The 24509-nt window shown below is 76.0% G+C and carries 24 protein-coding genes; 10 read left to right on the top strand and 14 right to left on the bottom strand.

The genetic code is table 11. From position 1 onward, the window contains the following. Positions 1-85: 85 nt before the first annotated feature. Both CLV37_RS23725 and CLV37_RS23720 read right to left on the bottom strand, forming a co-directional pair. Entirely contained in the window at positions 86-340 is a 255-nt protein-coding gene (locus CLV37_RS23725) for a hypothetical protein (protein ID WP_106215200.1), read from the bottom strand. A 345-nt stretch (positions 341-685) separates the two neighbouring features. Then, a complete protein-coding gene (locus CLV37_RS23720; protein WP_146149560.1) occupies positions 686-1210 on the bottom strand; it encodes a hypothetical protein in 525 nt (174 codons plus the stop codon). 161 nt (positions 1211-1371) lie between these two features. Here CLV37_RS23720 and CLV37_RS23715 point away from each other — a divergent pair, with 161 nt between their 5' ends. Then, positions 1372-2859, top strand: a complete 1488-nt coding sequence (locus CLV37_RS23715) for a glucose-6-phosphate dehydrogenase (RefSeq protein WP_106215196.1) — start codon at positions 1372-1374, stop codon at positions 2857-2859. Between the two features lie 22 nt (positions 2860-2881). Here the strand turns inward: CLV37_RS23715 and CLV37_RS23710 are convergent, their stop codons facing one another. From CLV37_RS23710 to CLV37_RS23700, 3 genes are all read right to left on the bottom strand, one after another. Beyond that, the gene (locus tag CLV37_RS23710; protein ID WP_211298900.1) at positions 2882-3502 is read right to left on the bottom strand and encodes a DUF6518 family protein; all 621 of its coding nucleotides are present in this window, start codon (positions 3500-3502) and stop codon (positions 2882-2884) included. Between the two features lie 83 nt (positions 3503-3585). Beyond that, positions 3586-4719 carry a sensor histidine kinase gene (locus CLV37_RS23705; RefSeq protein WP_106215194.1) on the bottom strand — a complete coding sequence of 378 codons (1134 nt, stop codon included), beginning with the start codon at positions 4717-4719 and terminating at the stop codon, positions 3586-3588. Continuing rightward, on the bottom strand, positions 4716-5441 hold the full coding sequence (locus CLV37_RS23700) for a response regulator (RefSeq protein ID WP_211298899.1): 726 nt from the start codon (positions 5439-5441) through the stop codon (positions 4716-4718). The genes CLV37_RS23705 and CLV37_RS23700 overlap by 4 nt, the downstream gene beginning before the upstream one ends. A gap of 264 nt (positions 5442-5705) precedes the next feature. Between CLV37_RS23700 and CLV37_RS23695 the strand changes: the two genes are divergently transcribed. Together CLV37_RS23695 and CLV37_RS23690 are read left to right on the top strand one after the other, a co-directional pair. Beyond that, positions 5706-6821: an FAD-dependent oxidoreductase gene (locus CLV37_RS23695; RefSeq protein ID WP_106215190.1), complete on the top strand. Its 1116-nt coding sequence runs from the start codon at positions 5706-5708 to the stop codon at positions 6819-6821. A gap of 111 nt (positions 6822-6932) precedes the next feature. Beyond that, positions 6933-8051 carry an alpha/beta hydrolase gene (locus tag CLV37_RS23690; RefSeq protein WP_106215188.1) on the top strand — a complete coding sequence of 373 codons (1119 nt, stop codon included), beginning with the start codon at positions 6933-6935 and terminating at the stop codon, positions 8049-8051. A gap of 10 nt (positions 8052-8061) precedes the next feature. Here CLV37_RS23690 and CLV37_RS23685 read toward each other — a convergent pair whose 3' ends face one another. After that, positions 8062-10206: a RecQ family ATP-dependent DNA helicase gene (locus CLV37_RS23685; protein ID WP_245885770.1), complete on the bottom strand. Its 2145-nt coding sequence runs from the start codon at positions 10204-10206 to the stop codon at positions 8062-8064. Between the two features lie 62 nt (positions 10207-10268). Beyond that, a complete protein-coding gene (locus tag CLV37_RS23680) occupies positions 10269-10856 on the bottom strand; it encodes a DUF459 domain-containing protein (protein ID WP_211298897.1) in 588 nt (195 codons plus the stop codon). Positions 10857-10996: 140 nt separating this feature from the next. Here CLV37_RS23680 and CLV37_RS23675 point away from each other — a divergent pair, with 140 nt between their 5' ends. The 3 genes from CLV37_RS23675 to cls are packed head-to-tail and all read left to right on the top strand — an operon-like array spanning position 10997 to position 14169. Then, complete coding sequence (locus CLV37_RS23675) at positions 10997-12022, top strand: ketopantoate reductase family protein (protein WP_211298896.1); 1026 nt, start codon at positions 10997-10999, stop codon at positions 12020-12022. A 13-nt stretch (positions 12023-12035) separates the two neighbouring features. After that, a complete protein-coding gene (locus tag CLV37_RS23670; RefSeq protein WP_106215184.1) occupies positions 12036-12686 on the top strand; it encodes a VOC family protein in 651 nt (216 codons plus the stop codon). A 7-nt stretch (positions 12687-12693) separates the two neighbouring features. Further along, positions 12694-14169, top strand: coding sequence for a cardiolipin synthase (cls, locus tag CLV37_RS23665; RefSeq protein ID WP_106215182.1), 1476 nt, complete (start codon positions 12694-12696; stop codon positions 14167-14169). Here the strand turns inward: cls and CLV37_RS23660 are convergent. Together CLV37_RS23660 and CLV37_RS23655 are read right to left on the bottom strand one after the other, a co-directional pair. Next, positions 14150-14776 carry a hypothetical protein gene (locus tag CLV37_RS23660; protein WP_106215180.1) on the bottom strand — a complete coding sequence of 209 codons (627 nt, stop codon included), beginning with the start codon at positions 14774-14776 and terminating at the stop codon, positions 14150-14152. The genes cls and CLV37_RS23660 overlap by 20 nt on opposite strands. Before the next feature lie 52 nt (positions 14777-14828). Next, positions 14829-16709, bottom strand: a complete 1881-nt coding sequence (locus CLV37_RS23655) for a cation:proton antiporter domain-containing protein (protein WP_106215178.1) — start codon at positions 16707-16709, stop codon at positions 14829-14831. Between the two features lie 211 nt (positions 16710-16920). On the opposite strand from CLV37_RS23655, the gene CLV37_RS23650 reads away from it, so the two are divergent. Together CLV37_RS23650 and CLV37_RS23645 are read left to right on the top strand one after the other, a co-directional pair. Continuing rightward, complete coding sequence (locus tag CLV37_RS23650) at positions 16921-17430, top strand: GyrI-like domain-containing protein (RefSeq protein ID WP_211298895.1); 510 nt, start codon at positions 16921-16923, stop codon at positions 17428-17430. Further along, positions 17427-18434 (top strand): BtrH N-terminal domain-containing protein, encoded by a 1008-nt coding sequence (locus CLV37_RS23645; protein WP_106215307.1) that lies wholly within the window; start codon positions 17427-17429, stop codon positions 18432-18434. Before CLV37_RS23650 ends, CLV37_RS23645 begins: the two co-directional genes overlap by 4 nt. Here the strand turns inward: CLV37_RS23645 and CLV37_RS23640 are convergent. Genes CLV37_RS23640 through CLV37_RS23620 form a run of 5 tightly spaced genes read right to left on the bottom strand, consistent with a single transcriptional unit; the run spans position 18415 to position 22435 of the window. Then, complete coding sequence (locus CLV37_RS23640; RefSeq protein ID WP_106215176.1) at positions 18415-19440, bottom strand: zinc-binding dehydrogenase; 1026 nt, start codon at positions 19438-19440, stop codon at positions 18415-18417. The genes CLV37_RS23645 and CLV37_RS23640 overlap by 20 nt on opposite strands. Positions 19441-19443: 3 nt before the next feature. Continuing rightward, positions 19444-20847 (bottom strand): adenylosuccinate lyase, encoded by a 1404-nt coding sequence (gene purB, locus CLV37_RS23635; protein WP_106215174.1) that lies wholly within the window; start codon positions 20845-20847, stop codon positions 19444-19446. Positions 20848-20878: 31 nt separating this feature from the next. After that, entirely contained in the window at positions 20879-21079 is a 201-nt protein-coding gene (locus CLV37_RS23630; protein ID WP_106215172.1) for a hypervirulence associated TUDOR domain-containing protein, read from the bottom strand. A 37-nt stretch (positions 21080-21116) separates the two neighbouring features. After that, the gene (locus CLV37_RS23625) at positions 21117-21680 is read right to left on the bottom strand and encodes a molybdenum cofactor biosysynthesis protein (protein WP_106215306.1); all 564 of its coding nucleotides are present in this window, start codon (positions 21678-21680) and stop codon (positions 21117-21119) included. Continuing rightward, positions 21680-22435, bottom strand: coding sequence for a fructosamine kinase family protein (locus CLV37_RS23620; protein WP_106215170.1), 756 nt, complete (start codon positions 22433-22435; stop codon positions 21680-21682). Before CLV37_RS23620 ends, CLV37_RS23625 begins: the two co-directional genes overlap by 1 nt. A gap of 161 nt (positions 22436-22596) precedes the next feature. Between CLV37_RS23620 and CLV37_RS23615 the strand changes: the two genes are divergently transcribed. Continuing rightward, a complete protein-coding gene (locus tag CLV37_RS23615; RefSeq protein ID WP_106215168.1) occupies positions 22597-22851 on the top strand; it encodes a hypothetical protein in 255 nt (84 codons plus the stop codon). Beyond that, a complete protein-coding gene (locus CLV37_RS23610) occupies positions 22848-24371 on the top strand; it encodes an alpha/beta hydrolase family protein (protein ID WP_106215166.1) in 1524 nt (507 codons plus the stop codon). The genes CLV37_RS23615 and CLV37_RS23610 overlap by 4 nt, the downstream gene beginning before the upstream one ends. The last annotated feature ends 138 nt before the right edge of the window (positions 24372-24509 follow it).

Below are 24509 nucleotides of genomic sequence, written 5' to 3'. Positions count from 1 at the left end.
CGGGGGGACCCACCCCGCTCACCCACCCCGCTCACCCGCCCCGCTCACCCGCCCCGCCGTGGTCGGCGGGGGTGAGCGCCGCGGGTCAGACGGCCTCCTGCGCCCACGCGTCGGCCCAGGTGTCCGCCACCCCGCTCGCGAGGTCGTCGCGCAGGTCGAGCAGGGCCGTCAGTCGGTCGGTGCCCAGACCGTGCAGCGCGACGACCACCGCCGCGCGGACGGCGTCGTCGTGCAGGTCCTCGGGCGTGAGCCGGTGCAGGTCGGGCAGGGGGTCCACCGCGCGGGGGTCGTCGCGTCGGGTCCGGACGATCGTCCACAGGTCGTGGAGATCACGGGTCATGCGTGCCTCATCCGTCGTCGTCACCATCGGGGGGGCGAGCGCCGCGCGCGGTGCCGGCAGGGTCCTGGCCCTGCACCGGGGGTCTCGCCCCCTGCACAACACCGGACGACGCCGTTCTGCTCCCGATCACCGGCGGACACCGCGTGCGCCCGGTCACACGACCCGCAGGACGTCCCCGGACCCCAGCAGCCCCAGGACGGCGCCGCCGCTGGAGGGGACGACGTCGTGGGCGGAGTCGAGGCGGCGCTCGGCGACCGCCGACCGGTCGCCGGGAGCACCCGTCGCGAGCGGCCCGGGTCTCCGGGGACGAGGCGCGGTGTTCGACGGCGCGGTGTTCGACCCGGGTCACACCGCACCCGTGGGGGTGCCCCCGAACACCTCCTCGGCGCTCGCCAGGCGGGCCCGGACCTCGGCCCGCAGGGTGCCCGGCAGCCGGTCGAGCAGCGCGGACCGCAGCGGGTGGGCGGCGAGGGCCAGGACGAGCACGGAGGTCACCTCGGCGCGCGCCACCGCGTCCCCCTGGACGATGAGACCGTGCTCACGGCCCGCCGTGTCGTCCAGGGCCAGGGCGTCGACGACGAGCGTCAGCCAGGGGTCGGGGCTCGGCGGGTCGCCCGCTCCCCACAGGTCGCCCAGGGTGCCGCGGACGGCGAGCGCCCGGTTGGGCGGGGGTGCGCCTACCGGCACCGGGCGGGTGCGCAGGAGCGTGGCCGTGGTGCGCGCGCCGTCCGCCTCCGCGCGGACCTGCCGGGCCCGTTCGCGCGCCCGGCGGGCCCGGCTGCGCACCAGGTGGGCCGCCGCGATCACGGCGGCGGGTTCGACGACCGAGGGCAGCGACCCTCGGAGCGGGGACGTCACGGGAGTGCTCACGGGTGCTCCGGCGAGTCGTGCGCCGCTCCGCGCCCTCGGCGGACCGGTCCCCGGGCCGGCGACCCGGGTCCTCCTGGGTACACCGGCCGGTCGGAGCGCGTCAACGGCGTGCGCGTCGGCTCGCCGTGCGTGGACGGCGGCGCCTCGGCAAGGTGGGGCCCGTGAGCGACGCCGACCAGCACCCCCAGCCCGGTGGCCACGGTGCCGCCGGGGCCAGTCAGGACGGGCACTCCGGCGGTGACCCCGTCGCGACGCTGCTCGTCCTCGGCGCGAGCGGTGACCTCGCCTCCCGCCTGCTGCTGCCCGGGCTGGCCCGGTTGCTGGTCTCAGGACGCAGCGAGGACGCGACCCACGGGCACGGGTCCTCCCTCCAGCTCGTCGGGGCCGGGGCGGAGGACTGGGACGACGCGCACTGGCGCGAGGTGGTGACCGAGGCGTTCTCCGACCACGGCGCGGACCCCGCCGAGGACGACGGCGCGGCGCGGGCGGTGCGCGACGGCAGCCGGTACGCGAAGGTCGACGTGACCGACCCCGACGCCCTGCTGGACCTGCTGCACTCGTGCACCGCGCCCGTGGCGGCCTACTTCGCGCTGCCCCCGGCGATCACGGCGAAGGCCTGCGAGGGGCTGGTGGGCCGGGACCTGCCCGAGAGCACCCGGCTGGTGATGGAGAAGCCCTTCGGCTCCGACGAGGCGTCGGCGCACCACCTCAACGAGGTCGTCGCCCGGCTCGTGCCCGAGCAGCACGTGCACCGCGTCGACCACTTCCTGGGGACCTCGACGGTGCTGGGAACCCTGGGGGTGCGCTTCGCCAACCGGCTCTTCGAACCGACGTGGAACGCCGCGCACGTGGAACGGGTGGACGTGTTCTACGACGAGGACCTCGCGCTGGAGGGCCGGGCCCGGTACTACGACCACGCCGGCGCCCTCGTCGACATGATCCAGAGCCACCTGCTGCAGGTGCTGTCCGTGCTCACGATGGACGCGCCGTCGTCGCTGGACGAGCGGGAGTTCCGCGACCGCAAGGCGCAGCTGCTGCGGGCGACCCGGCTGGCCGGCCCGCCCGCCGAGGCGAGCCGCCGGGCCCGGTACACGGCGGGCCGGATCGGGGACCGGGACCTGCCGGACTACACCTTCGAGGACGGGGTGGACCCCGCGCGGCAGACGGAGACCCTCGCCGAGGTGGTGCTGCACGTCGACACGTGGCGGTGGGCGGGCGTGCCGTTCCGGTTGCGCTCGGGCAAGGCGCTGGGGCGGGCCCGCAAGGAGGCCGTCATCACGTACAAACCCGTCCCGCACCTCATGACGGGCCTGAAGGGGAACCCGGCCCCGACGCGGCTGCGGCTGGGGTTCAAACCCGACACGGTGAACCTGGACCTCACGGTCAACGCCGAGGGGGACCCGTTCGACCTCGAGGAGGCGACGCTGACGGCGCAGCTGGCCGACTCCCGGCTGCCCGCCTACGGCGAGGTGCTGGCCGGGGTGCTGGACGGGGACCCGCTGCTGTCGGTGCGCGGGGACACCGCCGAGGACTGCTGGCGGATCCTGGCGCCGGTGATCGCGGCGTGGAAGGCCGACGAGGTCCCCCTGGAGACGTACGCGGCCGGCAGCGACGGGCCGGAACCGACGGAGTGGTTCCCGGCCGTGTGAGGGGCCCACCGCCGGTCGGTCGTCAGTTCAGCAGGCCCTGGTAGGCGAGGAGGAAGGCGCCGGCCACGACCACCGTCAGCACGACCGCGAGGACGGCGTCGCGCCGGCTGCGGACCCGGCGGGCCGTGGAGACCAGCAGAGTGACTGCGGCGCAGCCCATCAGCACCCAGTAGACGGGACTCGTGCTGGCGGCGACGGCGGTCAGCCCGTACGCGGCCTCGCCGAGCCCGATGCCCGCCAGCGCGGCCGTCCCCAGCGCGGCCCGCACGTCGCGGGTGCGCAGCCAGGCCGTCGCGAGCCCCACGACGGGACCGACGACGAGGCCGACGACGGCGAACAGCGTCGGGTCGTACGTCAGGCCGCGCAGGGCCGAGGCGGCGCTGTACCCGACGGTCAGCAGCACGAAGCTCGCCGCCCCCAGGACGGCGGACAGGGCGGGCCCGACGCGGGCGGCCGCGACGAGCAGCACCGTCACCAGGGTCCACCCGCTGGAGGAGTTCGCGAACGAGGCGACCGCGGACGGGAGGAACCCCTGTGCGAACGACGTCGCGCCACCGAGGACGAAACCGGCCGTGCAGACCCCGACGGAGGCGGTCGCGCGGGCGGCGGTGGAGCGGGGGCGGCTGAGGGTGGCGGGGGTCACCCCGTCATCGTCGCCGTCCCGGGCGCGCCGGGGCCTCCACCGGCGGGACCGGGTGCCTCCGTCCCAGGGTGGAGACCGGGGGCTCAGCGCGGGGTCTCGTCCGAGGTGAGGTCCGCCGGGACGGGGGCCGGCAGGTCGGCCACGAGGTAGAACCCGCCGTCGGGGGTCGGGCCGAAGCGCACCGTGCCGCGGGCGGCGGCCACCCGTTCCCGGACCCCGAGCAGCCCGTGCCCCGTCCCGCCGCCGTGGGTGACCGCTCCGGTGGGGGCGCTGTTCTCGACGCGGATCGAGACCCGCCGCCGGCGTCGTTCGAGACGGAGGTGGACCCGGGCTCCCGGCGCGTGCCGGGCGGCGTTGGCCAGACCTTCCTGCGCGATGCTGAACAACGTGCGCTGCAACGGGTCGGGCAGGTCGTCGGCCAGCTCCGGGGCGAACTCCAGACTGCCGTGCAGACCGCTGCCGGCCCACAGCCCCGGCAGGTCCACGAGCCGCCCGGGGGCCTGCAGCGGCTGACCGCCGGGGGCCCGCAGGGCCGCGAGCATCTGCCGCAGCTCGTCGGTGGTCCGCACGGCCAGGACCCTGATCTGCTCGGCCGCCGACCGGACCTGCGGGGAGGGGGCGCCGACCCGCAGGGCGCCGGCCTGCAGGGCGATGAGGGACACGTGGTGGGAGACCGCGTCGTGCATCTCCCGGGCCAGGCGCGTGCGTTCCTCGGTGCGGGCGACCGCGTCGACGAGCCGCGTCTCGCGCTCGCGGGCCTGCAGCAGTTCGTCCAGGCGGCGGCCGACCTCGGCCCGGGCGGCCCGGAACGCGCCCAGGGCCGCGGCCCCGCCGAGCAGCGCCGCCAGTTCGAGCAGCGTCGAGACGTCGGCCCGCCACATGCCGGGTCGCAGGTCGAGCAGGGGGTAGGAGTCCACCGCGAGCGCGACCGTCAGCGCCGCCAAGACGACGCGCCCGCGCCGTTCCCGGCTGGCGAGGGTGTACGCGAGGACGGCCGGGGCCAGGGAGCTCTGCGCCCAGCCCAGCGCGGGGGCGCCGAGGAGGAACGCGACCAGCGGGGACCCCCGGCGGCCGACGACGGCGACCAGGGCCAGCACCGAGAGCACGAACGGCCGGTTCCACCCCGGCGTCTGGTTGGGGAAACCCTCCAGGTAGCAGGCCAGGACGAGCACCGCCTCCACCGCCAGGCGCACCCCGGTGCCGCGGAGCCGGCTCACCCCTCACCCGCGCCGTCGTCGATGCCGTCGTGGACGCCCTCGTGGATCTCGTCGTCGATGCCCTCGTCGACCAGGCCGGCGCGGACCGCGAGGACCGCGGCCTGCACCCGGTTGGTCACCCGCAGCTTCGCGAGGATCGCCCCGACGTGCTCCTTGACGGTGGGCAGCGAGACGAACAGCGCCTGCGCGATCTCGGCGTTCTGGGCGCCGCGCGCCACCAGCACCAGGACGTCGCGCTCCCGGGGCGTCAACCGGGCGAGGGCCCCGCGCGCCGACGCGGAGCTGCGCGAGCGCAGGAAACCCTCCACGACGGCGGCGGTGACCCCCGAGGACAGGACGGACGCCCCGCGCGCCAGGGCCCGCACGTGGGTGATCAGCTGGTCGGGGTCGGTGTCCTTCAGCAGGTACCCGTCGGCGCCGGCGGCCAGGGCGGCGGCGACCTGCTCGTCGGCGTGGAACGTCGTGAGCATCGCCACCGCGGGACGGCGGGGCAGCCGGTCCAGGCCGGCCAGGACCGCCATGCCGTCCACCCGGGGCATCCGGACGTCGAGCAGGACGACGTCGACGCGGAACCCGGCGAGGGTCTCCAGGGCGGCGGGGCCGTCGACGGCGGCGACCACGGTGACGTCGGGGGCGGACTCCAGGATGGCGGTCAGCCCCGACCGCACGAGCGCTTCGTCGTCGACCACGAGGACCCGGACGCTCGACCCCGCACCTGACACCGGTCCAGCATCGCAGGACGGACGGCCGCCTCGGCCCCTCCCGACGGAGGGGGTGGGGCGGCCCGGGACCACCCCTGCGTCGGATGCGGACGGGCGCCCGGGCCAGGCAGGCTGCGGGCAGGGCCGCGGGTCGCGGTGTCGAGAGCCCGGAGCCGGGGTCCCGGCCGGTCCGGGCGTGCGGCGGGCGGACCTCGGGGGGCGCCCGTCGCCGTCCACCCCGGCGGTAGCATCCGCCCACGGTCGTCGGACGGGGGCAGGCACACCATGAGGTTCGACGCCGACGTGATCGTCGTGGGGGGCGGGGTCATGGGCTCCGCCGCGGCGTGGGCCGCGACCCGGCAGGGCCTGTCGGTCCTGCTGCTGGAGCGGTTCGAGGCCGGTCACACCCGGGGCGCCTCCCACGGGGCCACCCGGAACTTCAACACCGCCTACGCGACCGACGACCACCTCGACCTCGTCCTGGAGGCCCGCGGCCTGTGGGACGAGCTGCAGGAGGCGTCCGGCCGGGTCCTGCTCGACCTCGTCGGGCTCGTCAACCACGGGTTCGACCCCTCCCTGCGGACCACGGCGGAGGCGTTGCGGCGCCGGGGGATCGCGCACTCCTTCCTCCACCCGGCGGCGGCCGCCGAACGGTGGGCGGGGATGCGGTTCCGCACCGAGGTCCTCCTCGTCCCCGACGCCGGGCGGGTCCGCGCCGCCGACGCCCTCGCCGCCTTCCGCGACGTCGCGACGGCGCGCGGCGCGCAGTTCCGGTACTCCACAGCCGTGCGGGACGTCGTCACCGACGCCGGGACGGCCCTCGTCGTGACCGACGCGGGGGAGTTCCGCGGGCGGTACGGGGTGGTGACCGTGGGGGCGTGGAGCGAGAAGCTGCTCTCGGCGCGGATCGGGTTGCCGCGCCTCGTCGTCACCCAGGAGCAACCCGCCCACTTCGCCCCCCGCGCCGGGGAGTTCTCGTGGCCGAGCTTCAACCACACCCCCGATCCCGGCGAACCGGGTGACGCCTACTGGTACAGCCCCGTCTACGGGATGCTCACCCCCGGTGAGGGCGTCAAGGCCGGCTGGCACGGCACGGGCCCGGTCACCGACCCCGACGCCCGGACGTACCGGCCCGACCCGGTCCAGCTCGCCGCGCTGCAGCGGTACGCGCGGGAGTGGCTGCCGGGTGTCGACGCGGACTCGGCCGTCCCGATCAGCTGCACGTACACCTCCACCGACACCGCGGACTTCGTGCTGGCCCGCAGCGGGGCCTGGGCCGTCGGGGCGGGTTTCTCCGGGCAGGGTTTCAAGTTCGCGCCCGCGGTCGGCCGCACCCTGCTCGACGTGGCGCGGGGCGAACCCGCGCCCCCGCGGTTCTCCCCGGCGCTCGTGGCCCGCTGAGCCGTCCGTGACCCCGCGCGAGGCACACCTCCCGCCCTCCCCGCGCCCCGCACCGGGCCGGGGGCACACCTCGCGCCCGGGGGCCGGCCGTCGGGCGGTTCCGTGAGGGCGGTGCGCCGGGTCGACCGGCCGTTGCGCGGTGGCGGGACGCTGCCCCTGGCCCACGTCCGCAGCGGACCCGTCACGCCGGTCCCGCTCGTCGTCGTCCCCGGCGGCCCGGGCATGGCGTCCGTGCTGCCGTACGCGCGGTTCCGCGCGACGGCCTCGGCCCGCGGGGTGGACGTGGTGATGGTGGAGCACCGCGGGATCGGCCTGTCTCGGCACGACGACCGGGGCCGGGACCTGGAACCCGGTGACGTCACGGTCGAGGACGTCGTCGACGACCTCGCCGCGGTGCTCGACGACCTCGGCGTCGAGCGGGCAGTGGTCCTCGGCAGTTCCTACGGCACCTACGTGGCGCAGGGTTTCGGGGTGCGGCACCCGCAGCGGGTCGCGGGGATGGTCCTGGACTCCCCGGTCCTGTCGGTCGCCGGCGACCTGCCGCTGGTCCGGGCGTTCCGGCGGGAACGGTTGTGGGACGGGGACGACGCCTTGTCGAGGGCCGTCCGCACGTCAGCGGCGCCCGCGCGCGAACTCGCCGTCGTCGTCCCGGCCGTCTACGAGCTCTGCGGCCCGCGGGTCCTCAGCCGGCTGCTCGCCGCCCGGGAGCGGGGCCGGACGCGGCTGTGGCGGCGACTGGCCGACCTCGGGGCCGGGACCCGCGGCGGTCTGCGGTTCGTCACCGAACCCGACCTCGTCGACGGCATCGCCTACGGCCAGCTGGGTTACGGGTTGCCACCGGACGGGTCGCCGCTGGACCCGCAGGTGGCGCTGGCCGCCCCGGGCCGGCCCCTCTACCGGGGTGAACCCTTCGACCTGCCGGCCGAACTCCCGCGCTTCTCCTGGCCCACGGTGGTCCTGTCGGGCGAGCGGGACCTGCAGACACCCCGGCCCGTCGCCGAGCGCCTGACCTCCCTGCTGCCCGACGGCGTGCTCGTCCCGATCGCCGGGATCGGCCACAGCGCGCTCGACACCCACCCGCTCGCGGCGTTGTTCACCGCCCGGGCCGTGACCGCGGGGGCCGCGCACGGGCTGCCGCGGCTCGCCGGGTGGATCGCGGACCTGCCGCGGCGCAGCGCGTCCCGCCTGGCCGGGCCGGCGCTGTCCGCGGCCCTCGCGCTCGGCGGCTGATCACCCGCTCTCACTCACCGGCGGCCAGCACGAACGGGAACACGTCGTCGGCCCCGGCCCGCCGCAGCTGCCGCGCGGCCACCGTCAACGTCCACCCGCTGCGGACCCGGTCGTCGACGAGCAGCAGCTTGCGGTCCTGGACCAGGTCCGGGTCGGGCAGGTCGAAGCGCCGGGCCACCTGCGCCAGCCGGTGCGCGGAGTTCACGTCCGTGCGCGTCGGGGAGTCGTCCAGCAACCGGAACGTCGTCACCAGCGGCAGGCCCGTGTACCGGGCCAGGCCACCGGCCAGGTGCGAGACCAGCTGCGGCCGCGACGCCGAGCACATCGCGACGATCCCGTCGAGGCCCAGGTCGCGGGCCCAGTCGTCCAGGACCGCGGCCGCGGCGTGCCGCAACGCGACGGGGGTCTCGCCGTCCGGGACCCCCGCGGCGAACAGCTCGCGCACGGCGCCGCCCCAGCCGAGGTCGGTCACCCGGGCGACCGCCCGGCCGACGCCGGGTTGCTCGGCGGGGGCGATGCGCCCGGACAGGGAGACGTCGAGCGACGTCATGCCCGTGGGCCACACCTTCTTCGGCTCCAGCGGGACGCCGGGGCGGTTCAGGTCCTCCCCGGCCTGCGCGACGGCCGCGTCGTCCACCCCGCGCGGGACCTCGAAACCACCGCAGTTGTCGCACCGGCCGCAGGGGGCCGCGTCCGGGTCGTCGAGGGCGCGGCGCAGGAACTCCAGCCGGCACCCCGTCGTGGCGACGTAGTCGACCATCGCCTGCTGCTCGACCTCCCGCGTCTGGCCGACCCGGGCGTAGCGTTCGGTGTCGTAGGCCCACTCCCGGCCCGTCGCCTGCCAGCCGCCCCGCACCCGCCGCACCGCGCCGTCGACGTCGAGGACCTTCAGCATCATCTCCAACCGGTTGCGGCGCAGCGTGACCCGCGACTCCAGGGCCTGCGTCGACAACGGCTCCCCGGCGTCGGCCAGGACGCTCAGCGCGAGCCGCACGTCGTCCTCGGCGGGGAAGCCGATGGAGGCGAAGTACCGCCAGATGTCGCGGTCCTCCGCGCCCGGCAGCAGCACCACCTCGGCCTCGTCGATGCCGCGACCGGCGCGGCCGACCTGCTGGTAGTAGGCGATGGGGGAGCTCGGTGCCCCCAGGTGCACGACGAAACCCAGGTCGGGCTTGTCGAAACCCATCCCGAGTGCGCTCGTGGCGACGAGCACCTTGATCCGGTCGTTCACGAGGTCGTCCTCGGCCTGCAGGCGCTCGGCGGCCTCCGTCTGCCCGGAGTACGGGACGGCCTCGACGCCGTGCGCGCGCAGGTGCTGCGCCACGTCCGTCGCGGCCGAGACCGTCAGGACGTAGACGATCCCCGACCCGGGCAGTTCCGGCAGGTGCTCCACGAGCCAGGCCAGCCGGTGGGCGTGCGACGGCAGCCGCACCACGGCCAGCCGCAGCGACTCGCGGTCCAGGGAACCGCGCAGCACCAGCACGTCCTCCAGGGTGCGCGTGCCCGTCACCGACAACTGCTCGGCGACGTCGGCCGTCACGCGCGCGTTCGCCGTCGCCGTCGTCGCCAGCACCGGGATCCCGTCGGGCAGGTCCGCCAGCAGCGTGCGGATGCGCCGGTAGTCCGGGCGGAAGTCGTGACCCCAGTCCGAGACGCAGTGCGCCTCGTCGACCACCAGCAACCCCGTCGTCGCCGCCAGCTGCGGCAGCACCTCGTCGCGGAACCCCGGGTTGTTGAGGCGTTCGGGGGAGACGAGCAGGACGTCGACCGCGCCGGCGCGCACCTCGTCGTAGACCCGCCCCCAGTCCTCGGAGTTCGTCGAGTTCACCGTCACCGCACGGACCCCCGCGCGTTCGGCCGCGGCGACCTGGTTGCGCATCAGCGCCAGCAGCGGCGAGACGATCACCGTCGGCCCGGCGCCGCGGGCGCGCAGCAGGGCCGTCGCCACGAAGTACACCGCCGACTTGCCCCACCCCGTGCGCTGCACGACGAGCGCCCGGCGGCGGTCGGCGACCAGCGCCTCGATCGCCGTCCACTGGTCCTCGCGCAAGGAGGCGTCCGGGCTGCCGACCAGGCGGCGCAGGACCTCCTCGGCCTCGACGCGCAGGGCGGTGCGGTCGATCGTCTCGGTGAGCGCGGGCGACTGGGAGGGCATGACGTCGATGCTGCCACCGCCCCCGGACACGACCGGCCCGCCACCCCCGGTCGTCCCCAGCCTCAGCCGTCCGCGAGCCTGTGCACGAAGCCGCGCCAGGCGGGTTCGACCAGGCGCGCGAGCCGCTCGTACCCGGCCGCGGCCGGGTGCGCGCCGTCGCCGTCGCGGACCTCCCGGCGCCACACCGCGTCCGCGCGCAGGTGCTCCAGCACCGGGACGTACGCGACCCCCGCCGCGGCGCAGACCCGGGCGAACCCGGCGTCCAGGACCGCCGACCGCTCGTTCTGGGCCTCGTCGTCGACCGCGGGCGGACCCACCACCAGCACCGGCCACGGGACCTCCCGCAGCACCCCGTCCAGGGTCGCCACCGACTCCTGCGGCCGGACCCGGGGCCGGCCGTCCTCGAGGGTCGTGTCGTTCACCCCGAACGAGAGGACCACCGCGTTGCGCGACCCCGCCGGCAGCCGTGGACCGCACTCGGCCCGCCACCGCCGCGCGACCTGCGCGCTCGTCTCGCGCCGGACCCCCAGGACGTACCGGGTCAGCGGGAACGGCGTGCGGACCGCGACCCGCCCCGTCCACCCCAGGTGCCCGGGGTCGCCGACCCCGGCCACGAACGAGTCCCCCACGAAGCACACCCGGACGTCCACGCGCGCCACGGTCCACCGACCCCGTCCGGCTGCACCGGACGGGTCGTGGGCGGGTGAGGCACCTCACCGCGCGCCCGGGCGCCGCGGTCCGGCGCGGCGCCCACCGGGTCCCGGTCCCGGGTAGGTGCTTGACTGCGTCGGTGCGCTACGTCGTCATCGGGGCAGGGGCCATCGGCGGGACCATCGGGGGCCGCCTCGGGCAGCACGGCCACGAAGTCGTGCTCGTCGCCCGTGGTGCCCACGCCGACCGGCTGCGCGACAAGGGGTTGCGGCTCCTCACCCCCACCGGGCCCGTCGAGCTGCACGCCCCCGTCGCCAACTCCCCCGCGGACGTCGACCTCGACCCCGACGACGTCCTCGTGCTCGCCGTGAAGGTCCAGGACGCCGCCGCCCTGCTCGCCGAGTGGTCCGCCGCCCCCGTCGGGGACTCCACCGCCGGGGCCGTCCTGCCCGTCGTGTGCGCCCAGAACGGCGTCGAGGGCGAACGGCTCGCCCTGCGCTGGTTCCGCCGCGTCGTCGGCGCCTGCGTGTACATGCCGGCCAGCCACCTCGAACCCGGCGTCGTCGTCTCCGAGGGCGCCCCCGTCACCGGCGGCCTGGTCCTCGGCCGCTACCCCGGCGGGCGCGACGACCTCGTCGAGCGGATCGCCGCCGACCTCGCCGCCTCCGGCTTCGTCGCCACCGTCAGCGACGACGTCATGGCCGCCAAGCGCGGCAAGCTGCTGGACAACACCGGCAACGCCCTCGACGCGGTCTGCCGTCCCGGCGACGGCTGGGACGACCTGCGCGCCCGCGCGCGCGCCGAGGGCGAAGCCGCCCTCGCCGCCGCCGGGACCCCCGCCGCCGACCGCGCCCGGGCCCTGCCCGAGCTCGTCGCCCTCGACTTCGGCGCCGCCCCCGTCGCCGGCGCCGAGCGCCTGGGGTCCTCCAGCTGGCAGAGCCTGCACCGCGGCGGCTCCATCGAGACCGACTGGCTCAACGGCGAGATCGTCCGGATCGGCCGCGACCACGACGTCCCGACCCCCGTCAACGAGGCCCTGCAGGTCCTCGCCGCGACGTCCGTGCGGCGCGGCCTGGGGCCGCGCGCCTTCGACGTCGGCGACGTCGTGGCGCTCGCCGACAGGCTCCTGGACGGGGCCCGGGCGTCCGGGTCCGGCCGGGCCTGAGAGGCTGAACCCCATGCGTGTCGACCACGTCGGCTTCGCCGCAGGGCCAGAAGGTTTGCAGGAGACCGCCAGGACCCTCGCGGCGCGGCTCGGCGTGCGCGTGGTCGACGGCGGCCCGCACCCCCGCTTCGGCACCCGCAACGTCGTCCTGCCGCTGTCCGAGGGCAGCTACGTCGAGGTCGTCGAGGTGCTGGACCACCCCGTGGCGGACAAGGCCCTCTTCGGCCGGGCCGTGCGCGAGCGCAGCGAGGCCGGCGGGGGCTGGTTCGCGTGGGCCGTGACGGTCGACGACCTGGACAGCTACCGCGACCGGCTCGGCGAGGACGTCGAGGAGGGCGTCCGCCGCCGCCCCGACGGGGTGGAGCTGCGCTGGCGCCAGATCGGCGCCCCCGCGCTGCGCAGCGAACCGCAGCTGCCGTTGCTCATCTCCTGGGACGGCACGGACACCCAGCACCCGTCGGCGCTGTCCCTGGCCGGGGGGACGCGGCTGGCCGGGCTGACGATCGCCGGGCAGCGTTCCCGCGTGCGCCAGTGGCTGGGGCTGCCGCCGGAGTTCACCTCCGACCGGGTGGAGTTCACGTGGCTCGACGTCGTGGGCAGCCCGCGCGCCACCGGCCTGCGCTCGGTGACGTTCGAGACGTCCCGCGGCACCGTCGAGATCTGAGCGAAGCGTGGACTGGCTGCCCGACTGGGTCCCCTCGATCACGGTCTCCGCGATCGTCCTGCTCGTGGTCGACCTCGTGGTGCGCCTGACGGCCATCGCCGTCGTGCCCGTCAACCGGCGGCCGAGCTCCGCGCTGGCCTGGTTGCTGGCGATCTTCTTCATCCCCTACGTGGGGGTCGTCGCGTTCCTGCTCATCGGCAACCCCAAGCTGCCGCGCGCCCGCCGGCGCAAGCAGCGGGAGATCAACGAGCTCATCCTGTCCTCGACGAAGGGCATGGACCTCGTCTCGGCCGACCACCCGTGGCCGCCGTGGATGGCCGGGATCGTCGAGCTCAACCGCAACCTCGGGGCGATGCCGCTCGTGGGCGGGAACTCCGCGGACCTGTGCGGGGAGTACGACGAGGCGATCCTCGCCATGGCCAGGACGATCGACGGTGCCCGCGAGTACGTGCACGTCGAGTTCTACATCATGACCCGGGACCCGACGAGCGAACCGTTCTTCACGGCGCTGGAGAAGGCCGTGGACCGCGGCGTGAAGGTCCGCCTCCTGCTGGACCACGTGGGGTCCCTGCGCTACCCCGGCTACCGCAAGACGATCCGGTACCTCGACGACATCGGCGTCGAGTGGCACCCCATGCTGCCCGTGCAGCTGCACAAGCTGAAGTACCAGCGGCCCGACCTGCGCAACCACCGCAAGCTCCTCGTGGTCGACGGCGAGGTGGCCTGGCTCGGGTCGCAGAACGTCCTGGACCGCAGCTACAACAAGCGCGGCAACATCAAGCGCGGCCTGCAGTGGCAGGACCTCATGGTGCGCCTCGAAGGGCCCGTCGTCTCCGGCGTCGAGGCCATGTTCATCACCGACTGGTACTCCGAGACCGACGAGCTCCTGGAGACCGAGCGCCCCGAGATCTCCCCGGTGGGTTCCCCCGGCCGGCTGGAGTGCCAGGTCGTCCCGAGCGGCCCCGGGTTCGACGGGGAGAACAACCTCAAGCTGTTCAACGCGCTGCTGTACTCCGCGCAGCGGCGCATCTCCATCACGAGCCCCTACTTCGTGCCCGACGAGTCGATGCTGTCGGCCATCACGACGGCCGCCGAACGCGGCGTCGACGTCGAGCTGTTCGTCTCCGAGCTCGGCGACCAGGCCCTCGTGCACTACGCGGAGTGCTCCTACTACGAGAACCTGCTGCGGGCCGGGGTGCGGATCTTCCGCTACCCGGCGCCGTACGTGCTGCACGCCAAGCACATGACCGTCGACGAGGAGGTCGCCGTCATCGGGTCCTCCAACATGGACATGCGCTCGTTCCTGCTCGACCTGGAACTGACGCTCATGGTGTGCGGGCGCGAGTTCTCCGACGACCTGCGCCGCGTCGAGGACGGCTACCGGGCCAAGTGCACGGAACTGACCCTGGGGCAGTGGCTGGCCCGCTCGCGCGGGCAGGTCATCAAGGAGAACCTCGCGCGGCTCACGTCCGCGATCCAGTGACGCGGCCGGCCCGGCGCACGCCCAGAGCGGCCAGTTCCAGGTCCGCCAGCGCCCGCACGACGCGGTCGTCGTCCGCGCGCCACGCCCCCGCGGGGTCGGCGTCCACGCCCAGCAGGGCCCGGGAGGGCCGGTGCTGCAACGCCCGCAGGGCCAGCACGCGCTCGCCGGCCGCCGAGCCCGTCAGCGCCCGGACGTCCCGCACGCGCCGCGCCCACCGCACCCGCTGGACGGCGCGCACGAGGACGACGACGGCGATCGGCACGAGGGCCGTCAGCAGCCCCAGCGTCGCGGCCAGCCGCAGCACCGCGTCCTGCTGCTCACCCGCCGCCCGGGCCAGCGAGGCGGCGCTGCCGGCGGAGCGGTCCAGCACGGCCGCGACGTCGTCGCCGACCAGCGGGGTGCGGGCCACCGCCGTCCCGGCGTCGTGCAGCTGCGCGGACAGCGACGTCGACCCCTCGGCGAACCGGCGGGCCGGGTCGGCCACCGCGGAGACCGCCGACCGGACCGCCCGCCCGGCCAGGGCGGCGAGGACCACCAGCAGCGCGCAGACCGCGTCGGCGGTCAGCTGGCGGGTCCGGCGGGCGGGCGTGTCGGCGTAGAACGGCACCGGGTCAGTCTCGCCCGGACAGGCGGGTCGTGCGCGTCCCGGCCCGACGGGCTCAGCCGAGCTGCTCGTCCACCCAGCACCACCGCCACGCCTCGCCGGGTTCGGCGCTGACCATCGCCGGGTGGGCGGACTCGGTGAAGTGGGCGCGGGAGTGGCGCAGCTCGGAGGAGTCGCAGCAGCCCGTGTACCCGCACGCCAGGCAGGTCCGCAGGTGCACCCAGGCGACCCCGGCCGCGACGCACTCGGCGCACTCCACGGGCGGTTCGCCCCAGCGGTCGGTGGCGTCGTCGCGGGTCCCGGCCGTGCGCAGGTGGTCGCAGGTCCCGCCGTGCCGGGGGGCCAGGCGGCGTTCGGCGTCCAGCGGGTCCAGGTCCTCCAGGCGGCCCAGCAGCGCCTCCTCGAAGTCGATGTCGGACAGGGCCTTGCGCAGCACGTCGGGTGCGGCGGTGCCGCGGTCGCGGGCCTCGACGACCACCCCGCGCTCGGCGGTGAGCATCTCCTGGCGCAGCCGCGAGTACACCGCCGAGGGGGTCATGACGTCCGACAGCGGCCGCCCGAGCCGCTCCCACGCGGCGTGCGAACGCGCCTTGGACCTGCCCCGCAGCTGCATCACCACGTGCCGGGGCTCGTCGCCGGTGAGGAGCTCGTCGAGCCGCCGCGTCCCCGCCTGGGCGGCGGCGTCGCCCAGGGCCGCGCACGCCAGCGCGTCCTCGGCCGGGTCCGGGCCGGGCAGCCCGAGGCGGCGCACGACGGCGGGCAGGGTCAGGCCCTGCACGAGCAGGGTGCCGACCACGACGGTGAACGCCGCCAGCAGCAGGACGTCGCGTCCCGGGGTGCCCTCGGGGATGAGCTGGGCCGCCGCCAGCGTCACCACCCCGCGCATCCCGGCCCAGGACAGCAGGAACGACACCCCGAACGACCACGCCTTCGGGCGCAGCCGCGGGATCGCGCGGAACACCCCGGCCGCGCCGAAGACGAAGACGAACCGGGCGGCGATCGTGGCGACGAGGACTGTGAGGCAGAACGCCAGGACCCGGCCCCCGGAGAACCCGCTGTCGGCGGCCCCGCGCAGCAGCAGCGGGAACTGCAGCCCGATGAGCAGGAACACGGCGTTCTCCAGCAGGAACGCGACCGTGCGCCAGTTCAGGGTCTCCGCGACGCGGGACGCGGCCGTCTGGACCTTCGGGGAGAAGTGCGCCATCGCCAGGCCCGTCGTGACGACCGCGAGGACCCCGGAGGCGTGGACGGCCTCGGCGGGCAGGAACGCCAGGTAGGGCGCCACGAACGACAGCGCCGTGTCCAGCACCGGGTCGTGGATCCGGCGGCGCACCACCACGAGGACCGCGGCCACCACCGCGCCGACGGCGAGCGCCCCCGCGACGGCCAGCAGGAACTCCCCGCCGATGTGCCAGGGCGACAGCTCGGTCGTCAGGGCCGACGTGGCCGCGGCGAGCGCGATGAGGGCGGAGGCGTCGTTGAGCAGGCTCTCCTCCTCCAGCATCGTCGCGACCCGGCGCGGCAGCCCGACGCGTCGGCCGATGGCGGTGGCGGCCACGGCGTCCGGCGGGGCGACGACGGCACCCAGCGCCACGCACGCCGCCAGCGCGACCCCGGGCAGGAGCCACGCCGTCGCCCAGCCCACGGTCAGCGTGGTGAAGACGACGAGGACCACCGACAGCAGGAGGGTGGCGGTCTTGTTGCGGGTGAAGTCGACGAGCGAGGTCTGCGCCGTGGCCGCGTACAGCAGCGGGGGCAGCAGGCCGTTGAGCACGAGCTCGGGCCCGAGGGTGACCTCGGGCACCGCCGGGACGAGGGCGACGACGGCGCCCACGACGACGAGGACGAGGGGTGTCGGCCACCCGAACCGGTCGCAGGCGGCGGCGACCACGCACACCCCGACCGTCAGCGCCACGAGGGCGATCGCGATCTCCACGTCGGGCAGGTTACGGCGCCCGCGCGGGCTCGACCCTCCTCCTGGGGCAGGCCCGACGCTGAGCCCGTGAGGCGAACACGATGCAGCTGACGTCCACCGGGGTCTTCGCGCGGGCGATCCGGTCGTCCGTCCGCGCGCCGCGCGCCGACGACGGCCCGGGGCTGCTCGTCCCGGCCTCGACCGCCCCCTCGGCGGGGTACCGGAGTGCGGCGTGGACCGGTTCGCCCGGGCGGGGCTGATCCGGCGGCTGCGGGAGCCGGCGGTGGTCGCGGCGCAGCTGGGGTCCGCCCTGGACGGCCCGTCGCTGCCGGGTCTGGCCGGGCACCTCAGGCCCGGCGTCGCGCGCCCGTCCACGGAGGTGGCCGCGCAGGGACTGACCCCCGCGGGGCCGCCGGGGGCCCGCTACCTCGGGGACGACCTCGACGAGGAGCCGTCCGAGGAGCTGTCCGAGGAGCTGTCCGTCCCCGTGGACCGGGGCCCCCTCCCGTCCGGGCCGGTGGAGGCGGGGGAACTGCCCGCGGGTCTGCTCGCCGCGACGGTCCACGAGGGCGGGTACGACGGTGTCGAGGCGGCCTGCCGCTCGCTGGGGCGCTGGACCGACGACCAGGGCCGGGTCCTGGACGGCCCCGCGGAGGAACTGCACCTCGTGGCACCCGGTGCCGGGGTCCCGGCGCACGCCCACCGGACGGAGATCGCGTGGCCGGTGCGGGGGCAGGGGTGATCCTCCTGGAGGTGTCCCCCGACGCGGGGCGGCACTGCGAGACCACGGCCCTCGGCGTCCTGCTGCGCCACGAGGGGATCGAGCTGTCCGAGCCGCTGCGGTTCGGGCTCGGGCAGGGCCTGGGGTTCGTGCTCTGGGACGCGAAGAACCTGCCGTTCCCGTTCCTCGGGGGGCGGAGCAAGCCGATGACCATCACCCGCGTCCTGGCCGCGAGGCTGGGTCTGCGGCTGCAGGAGCGGGAGACGACCTCGCCGCGGACGGCCTGGCGGAACCTCGTCACGGCGCTGGACGCCGGCCGGCCCGTGGGGCTGCAGCTGGACTGCTACCACCTGGACCACTTCACGACGAAGGTCCACTTCGGCGGGCACGTCGTCGCGGCGCACGGCTACGACGAGACGTCGGTCCACCTCGTCGACACCGCCCAGCAGGGGGGCCCGGTCACGACGTCGGGCGCGAGCCTGGAGCGGGCGCGCGGCGCGCGGGGACCGATGACGGCCCGGAACCTGTCCTTCACCCTCACGCGGGACGGCGAGGTGCCGCCGGTGCGCGACGTCGTCGGCGAGGCCGTGCGCGCGACCGCCCACGCCTTCCTGGACCCGCCGATCGCGAACCTCGGGCACCGCGGGATCCGGACGGCCGCGACGCGGGTACCGGGGTGGTTCGAGCGGGGGGACGACCCGGCCGGTGGGATCGCCGCCGTGGCCGAGCTCATGGAACGCGGCGGGACCGGGGGAGGGTTCTTCCGCGTCCTGTACCGAGACTTCCTCGCCGAGTGCGCGGTGCTGCTCGGGGAGGCCGGCGGTGGCGACGACCTGCGCCGCGCCGAGCGGGTGTACGCGACGGTCGCGCAGCGGTGGACGGAGGTCTCGCAGCACCTCGCCACCGCCGCCGCCACGGGCGAGGCCCGTCACCTCGTGCGCGCGGCCGAGGTCCTGCGCGACCTCGCCGACCGGGAGGAGGAGGCGATGCGGGTGCTCAGCGGCGTCAGGGACGCAGGACGGTGATCCCCGCCGTGGTGGCGTCGGCGACCTCCGCGAGCGCTCGGGGGCCGGCCTCCAGCGGCAGTTCCCGCGTCACGAGGTCGGCCAGCGGGAACCGCCCGGAACCCACGAGGTCCAGCAGGCGCGGGTAGTCGTGGGCGGCCATGCCGTGCGAACCCAGCACCTGCAGCTCGTGGGCGATGACGAGGTCCATCGGCACTGCGGGCCGCCCGGCGGCGGCGGGCAGCAGCCCGACCTGCACGTGCCGGCCGCGGCGGCGCAGGGACCGCACCGAGTTCTCGCACGTCACGGGCAGCCCGACGGCGTCGATCGAGACGTGCGCGCCGCCGCGGGTGAGTTCCCGGACGGTCTCGACGACGTCGGTGGCCACGGCGTGCTCGGCCCCGAAGGCCAGTGCGAGGTCCCGCGCGGCCTCGGAGGGGTCGACGGCGACGACCCGGGCCCCGGCCGCGGCGGCGATCGCGACGGCCGACAACCCGACCCCGCCGGCGCCGTGGACGGCGACGAACTCCCCGGGCTTGACGGCCGCGACGTCGGTGACGGCGCGGAACGCCGTCGCGACCCGGCACCCGAGGGCCGCGGCGGTGGACGCGGCGAAACCCTCCGGCAGGGCGACGAGGTTCACGTCGGCGTGGTCGAGGGCGACGAGCTCGGCGAAGGAGCCCCAGCCGGTGAAACCCGGCTGGGTCTGGTTCCGGCACACCTGCTGCGCGCCCGCCGCGCACTCCGGGCAGACGCCGCAGGCGGTGACGAAGGGGGTCGTGACACGCCGCCCCACCGACCAGTTCCGGACGTCGGCACCCACGGCGACGACGGTCCCGGCGAGTTCGTGACCGGGGACGTGGGGGAGGGTCACGTCGTCGTCGTGGCCCTGCCAGGCGTGCCAGTCGCTGCGGCACACGCCGGTCGCCTCGACGGCGACGACCACGCCGTGCGGGGCGGGCGCGGGGTCCTCGACGTCGGCCAGGACGGGGGTTCCGCCGAACTCGGTGACGAGGACCGCGCGCACCGCTCAGTCCTCGTCGAGGACGTCGACGAGCTGCGCGGCGTCGCCCACGTAGTCGCCCGGGGTCAGCAGCGACAACCGCGCCGCTTCGCCCTCGGGCAGGCCGAGACCCGCGACGAACTCCTGCAGCTTGGCCTGGTCGACCTTGCGGCCGCGGGTCAGTTCCTTGAGGCGCTCGTAGGGTTCGGGCAGCCCGTGCACGCGCATGACGGACTGGACGGCCTCGCCGAGGACCTCCCAGTTCTGGTCCAGGTCGGCGGCCAGGGCCGCGGGCACCGCGTCGAGGCCCGCGAGCCCGCGCTGGGCGTTCTCGATGGCCAGCAGCGAGTGCCCGAACGCGACACCGATGTTGCGCTGCATCGAGGAGTCGGTGAGGTCGCGCTGCATCCGCGACGTCGTGAGGGTCTCCTCCAGCACGCGGAACAACCCGCCGGAGACCTCGAGGTTCGCCTCGGCGTTCTCGAACCGGATGGGGTTCACCTTGTGCGGCATCGTCGAGGAACCGACCGTGCCCTGCCCGCGGACCTGGGCGAAGAACCCGTAGGAGATGTACGTCCACACGTCGGTGCACAGGTTGTGCAGCACCCGGCCGAAGCGCGCGACGTCGGCGTACAGCTCGGCCTGCCAGTCGTGGGACTCGATCTGCGTGGTCAGCGGGTTCCACGTCAGGCCCAGGCCCGTGACGAACTCGCGGGACACGGCCGGCCAGTCGGTGCCGGGGACGGCGGCGCGGTGGGCGGCGTAGGTGCCCGTCGCGCCGTTGAACTTGCCGAGGTACTCGGCCCCGGCGATGCGCTTCAGCTGGCGCTTGAGGCGGTGCGCGAGGACGGCGAGCTCCTTGCCCAGCGTCGTTGGCGTCGCGGGCTGACCGTGGGTGCGCGACAGCATCGGCAGGTCGCGCAGCTCGTGGGCCATGCGCACGACGTCGTCGACCAGGCTCGTCGCGGCGGGCAGCCACACCCGGGCGACGGCGTCGCGGACCATGAGTGCGTAGGAGAGGTTGTTGATGTCCTCGCTCGTGCAGAACAGGTGCGTGAGCTCGGCGACGTCGGCCAGCGACGTCCCCTCGAGACGGCGCTTGATCCAGTACTCCACGGCCTTGACGTCGTGGACGGTGACGCGCTCGATCTCGCCCAGCTCGACGACGGCGTCCGCGTCGAACACCAGGGGCAGGGTCCGCAGGAACGCGACCTCGTCGGCCGTGAGCCGGCGCACTCCCGGGACCACGTCGTGGCTGCCGAGGAACACGAGCCACTCGACCTCGACGTGGATGCGGCGTCGGTTCAGCGCCGCCTCCGAGAGGTGCTCGGCCAGCGGCGCCACCGAACGGCGGTACCGCCCGTCGAGCGGGCCGAGCGCGGGTTCTCCGAGGGAGGCGGGAGTGCTCACGAGGTCGGTCACGTGCCTCATGGTCCCACGAGCCCGCCCCCGCCCGGAGACGTCAGGCCTTCTCGACCGAGGACTCCTTGTGCGCGGCCTTCTTGCCGGACTTGTCGCTCTCCACGACGAGCTGCGGGTCGTCCTCGGAGGCCTTGCGCTCCTTGCCGTACAGCTCGAAGTCGTCGGTCTTCTTCTCCGTCACCGTCCCCTCGGTCGTGCCCTGGGGGGTGTTCCACTCGACGTGATCGCCCTTCTTCACCATGGCTCACACCCTGCGCGGTGACCACGGGGTCCGCACTTCAGGGCAGCGGCGTGCGCCGCAGCACCGGTTCCCCCGCGCGGGCCGGGTCGAGCTCGACGGGGGAGCGCAGCACCCCGGGCCCGCGCGAGAGGAGACCGTCCGTGGTGGGCGTGCAGCGCAGCCCGCCGCGCCCGCGCAGCGCCCGGTGGGCCCCTCCGGTCACCACGCGGTCCATCCACGCGCACGGGTTGGCGGGCCGCCCACCGTGGAACGTGACGGACCCAGCCGCGGTGACGAGCTCGAACTCGTGACCGCGCAACGGGTCGAGCTCGACACCGCGGACGACGAGGTTGCGGCGCGCGAGCAGCGGGTCGGGCAGCCCGGGCAGGTCGAGGTCGTGCGCCACCGCCTCCCACGCCTCGATGGCCAGGAAGGTCACGGCGGCGTCCATGTGCGCGGCCTTGCCGAAGAACCGGTCCCCGCGGATCCCCTTGCCCGCCACGACCTCCACCACGTCCGGGGTGTGCGTGACGACGTCGGCGGCGCCGTCGCGGGGACGGCCGAAGTAGGCGTGCTCGGGGGAGACGAGCAGGTGCACGACCTCGATCGGGTACTCGGGCATCACAGGGCCAGCGTCTCGCGCGCGGCCCGCACGGCCTGGCCGGCGTACCCGCCGCCGAACAGGACGGTGTGCACGAGCAGCGGGTGCAGCTGGTGCAGCGGGACCCGCCGGCGCCACCCCGGTGCGAGCGCGGCGGCCTCGGCGTAGGCGTCGAGCACCCGCTCGAGGTGGGGCAGCCCGAACAGCGCGAGCATCGCCAGGTCCGTCTCGGGGTGGCCGCCGTGCGCGGCCGGGTCGATCACGACCGCGCCGTCGGCCGACCACAGCACGTTGCCGGACCACAGGTCCCCGTGCAGCCGGGCGGGGGTGGCGTCGGCGCCGGGGACGGCGCCGTCGGCCAGCCGGGCGCAGACGGCGTCGAGGACCTGCGCGTCGTCCCCGCTCAGCAGGCCCGCGTCGCGCGCGGCCCGCACGTACGGCCGCAGGCGCAGTTCGGCGTAGAACTCGCCCCACGCCACCGGTGCGTCGCTCAAGGGGAGGTCGAGCGTAGCGATCCACGCCCGACCGACGCCGGGCGGGCCGGCGCCGAAGCGTTCCGCCCCCGCCGCGTGGGTCCGCTGCAGGTCCCGCCCGAACCGTTCCGCCGCAGCGGGTGTCGCGCCCACCTCGACGACGCGCTCGAGGACGAGGTGCTCCGGGCCGACGTCGAGCACCGGGCAGACGGCCACCCCGCCGGCCGCCGCGAGCCAGCGCAGACCCGCGGCCTCCGTCGCGCTGAGCGGACCGGGCTGGCGCTTGCGGAACACCTCGGGCACGGGGCCATCCTCGCTGGGGACGACGGGCGCGGCGAGTCACCGCGGTCCGCACAGCGGCGTCCTGCGGCGTGTCGTCCACAGGCGGGTACCGAGCAGCCCGGGCCCGCGCGGGACCGGCCTAGCGTCGCGATCACCACACCCCACCGATCAGGAGGTTCCCCATGGATCTCGGGCAGGCCCACGTCGAGACGCTGGCGCGCCGGGTCGCCGCCGGGGCCGACGACGTGCGCGCCGCGCGGCGGCGCCTGGCCGCCACCGGCGACGTCGACTGGACGGGCACGAGCGCCGCCCGGTTCCGCGCCCGGCTCACCGACGCCGACCGCCTCGTCGGCGGGCTCGCCGCCCGCTGCGACGACGCGGCGGGCAGCCTGCACGCGCACGCCGCGGCCCTGGCCGGCGCCGGGGCGCTGCGGTGAGCGGGCCCCTGACGATCGACTCCGGACTGGCGGCCGACCCCGACCAGCTCGACGCGGTCGCGGCCCGGCTCGTCGGCGTCGCCGCCGCCGTGACCGCCGCCGGCGCGAGCGCCTTGGCCGCCGCGACCGACCCCGTGCTGCCGCTCAGCGCGCTCCCGGCCCCGGCGAGCGCCGCCCGGGCCGGGACCGCCCTCGCGCAGGTCGTCACCGGTGCGGGCTCGGCGACCGCCGCGGCCGCGGCCGTCCTGGCCCTGGCCGGGCACGTCGAGCTCGCCGCGCTGCGCTACCGCGTCGGGGACGAGGCCGCCGACGCCGTGGTGGCCCTGGCCCGCCGGGCCCTCGCCCGGGTCGTCGTCGAGCACGCCCCCGAGATCGCCGGGGTCGCCGCCACCGCGCTCGCGGCCGACACCGCCTACCGCCTGCAGGAGGCGAACCACCGGGTGCTGCGCGCCGCCGCCGGGCAGGCCGTCACGGGTGGGCTCGACCTCGACGCGCTCGCCCGCACCGCGAGCACGGAGTTCGGTGCCGTCGACGACCGGGTCCGTGACGACGTCGCCGGGGTGGGGTCGTTCCTCGCCGCCCACCCCGAGGTCACCGAGCAGCTCGTCGCGGCCGTCCCCGACGTCCTGGACGCCGCGGGTCTGCCGGTGGGCGACGTCGCCGGTGCCGCGGCGGCCCTCACGAGCCTCGGCGCCGTGACCCCGCTGTTCCGGGAGACCGGGATCCGGGTCAGCCCCGTGGCCGCGCCCCGCGCCACCCCGAGCCGCCCCCCGCGCGGGCTCGCCGAGGTCCTCGACGGCGTCGCCCACCAGTCCACCGGCTACACCGCCGCGGCCGGTTCGGTGGGCGGCCGGCTGGCCCCGGCCGGCGCCCCACCACCGGGACGCGTCCGGCTCGAACGCGTCACCCAGGCCGACGGGCGCGTCGCGTGGATCGTCGAGATCCCCGGCACCCAGGACTGGACCCCGGTCCCCGGCGCCACCGGCACCCCCATGGACCTCACGACGAACCTGCGCGCCGTCGCCGGGCAGGACACCGCCACCGGGGCCGCGGTCGTCGCCGCCCTGCGCCGGGCCGGGGTCGGCCCCGACCAGCCGGTCCTGCTCGCCGGGCACAGCCAGGGCGGGCTCACCGCCGCCTCGCTCGCCGCCGACCCCGCCGTCACCGGCGAGTTCCGCATCACCCACGTCCTCACGGCCGGATCACCCGTCGACGGGCTCGACGTCGCCGACGGCGTCCAGGTGGTCTCCCTCGAGCACACCGGGGACGTCGTCCCCGCGCTCGACGGGCAGGCCGCACGCGGTTCCGCCGTGCGCACCGTCGTCTCCCGCGACGCCGGCGAGGACCCCGCCCACCCGCTGCGGGCCCACGGCTGGCGTTCCTACCTCGAGACCGCCCGGCTCGCCGACGCCTCCGACGACCCTGCCCTGCAACGGTTCCGTCGCTCCGGGAGCGCCTTCTTCGACGCTCCCGGAGCCCGCGTGGACGTCGTCGACTACGAGGTCGTCAGGGTGCCCTGACGGGTGCCGGCTCCGGCGGCGGCGCAGGCGCGCACGGTCGCTGCCCAGCGTTCGACGTAGGCGGCCAGGGCCGGGGTCTGCGCCCCGTGGGCCTCGGCGTCGGTGTCGATCAGGTACAACCCCGGCGCCGGGACCGCG

Origin of the sequence: Kineococcus rhizosphaerae (assembly GCF_003002055.1) — a bacterium.
Taxonomy (GTDB): Bacteria; Actinomycetota; Actinomycetes; order Actinomycetales; family Kineococcaceae; genus Kineococcus; species Kineococcus rhizosphaerae.
The sequence above is the reverse complement of the archived record's forward strand: the minus strand, read 5'-3'. Positions and strand labels throughout refer to the sequence as shown.